Source organism: Epilithonimonas sp. JDS (assembly GCF_021261315.1).
Classification (GTDB): Bacteria; Bacteroidota; Bacteroidia; order Flavobacteriales; family Weeksellaceae; genus Epilithonimonas.
Genome location: NZ_JAJSAX010000015.1, coordinates 1 through 1,389, shown reverse-complemented (window position 1 = coordinate 1,389; position 1,389 = coordinate 1). Strand labels below are relative to the sequence as shown.

At 36.1% G+C, this 1,389-nt stretch carries 2 protein-coding genes; both read right to left on the bottom strand.

Annotated elements, in window-relative coordinates; translation table 11 throughout:
* Window positions 1–48 precede the first annotated feature (48 nt).
* The gene (locus LUD75_RS19050) at window positions 49–864 is read right to left on the bottom strand and encodes an IS3 family transposase (protein WP_232707392.1); all 816 of its coding nucleotides are present in this window, start codon (window positions 862–864) and stop codon (window positions 49–51) included.
* 50 nt (window positions 865–914) lie between these two features.
* A complete protein-coding gene (locus tag LUD75_RS19045; RefSeq protein WP_232707391.1) occupies window positions 915–1,349 on the bottom strand; it encodes a hypothetical protein in 435 nt (144 codons plus the stop codon).
* Between the last annotated feature and the right edge of the window lie 40 nt (window positions 1,350–1,389).

Here is a 1,389-nt window from a genome sequence, read left to right as displayed (position 1 = left end):
TGTCCCGTCCTAAAAATCCGATACAGATTATAGGTCAAAAATAAATAATTAAACCAAAGCAAAAACGTTTTTGCTTTGGTTTTTGTTTTTATAGGTTCTTATTTTTAATTCAGACTGGTCGTGCATTTGGTTTGGCGTTAGATAGTGGTTTGAAAAATGTGGTCGTATTTTATTATAAATGTTAATCGATTCATCCACGATTTTTCTTCTCAACGGTGTTTTAAGATCATATTTATCAATATCAAATTCTTGTTTTAAAATACCATTAATCCTTTCTGCCACCGCATTTTCATAAGGATCTGAGTTTTGCGTCATACTGCATTTGATACGATTCCTTTCTAATAGTCTTTGATATTCATTCGAGCAATATTGCAGACCCCGGTCAGAATGATGTATCAGCGATTCTACATTCACTTTTTTATTTTTCAAAGCTTTCTTTAAGGCAATCAAACTGCTTTCTGTATTGAGGTTATCTGCTACGTGATGGCCTACGATTTTCTTGGAATAAGCATCTGTTATCAGACTTAAATAACTGGGATTTGCCCTGTTTCCAATATAGGTAATGTCTGCCACCCATACTTGATTGGGCTTTGAGATTTGATAATCCAATATCATATTTTTGTGCTTTCTAAAGCGATGATGCGAGTTGGTCGTGACGTGATAACTTCTCTTAGGAACAATCAGTAAATGATTGGCCCGTAAAATGTCGAAGAATTTGTCTCTGCCAATATTCAGTAATTTCAGAGGTTCTTTCAGCATAAAATACAGTTTTTTGCCACCAATCTTTGGTTGTATCACACGTTTCTCTTCCACCAACGCGACAACTTGCTGAGCTTTGCTGATACGCACGGTGCTTCGTTTCAAACTTCGATAATAGACTTGTCTATCCAATCCGGACAATCCACAGGTGAAAACTAATGTTTCTTTTTCTGTTCTGCGGAAGTTGCTGATTGTGCGGATGCGGAGTTTTTTCTGATGTCAATCTGATATTCACTCTCCGCAAGGTCGATCATCATATCGAAGAAAATTGCCTTTTTATCGGCAATGTAGGCTTGTCTTTCAAGTAAAGCTTTTTGTTTTTCAAGCAATTTTACTTCAGCCTCCAATTCCATAATTCTTTGTTCAGGCGTTTTTTGCATAGCATTTGGTGTTTGATTGTCCCAATCAAAGTTACCATATTTTCTGAGCCAAGTGACAACGGTGGAACGGGATTGTATCGCATATTTCTTACGACATTCGGTAATTCCTAATTTACCTGTTTCAATTTCTTTCACAATTTGAAGTTTAAAACTCAAACTGTAATCTTTCTGCGTACGCTTTACGTAGAGCGTTTCTAAGGATTCCTTCATAACGATTGTTTTTTTTGTATCGCTATTTCAGGACTAGACA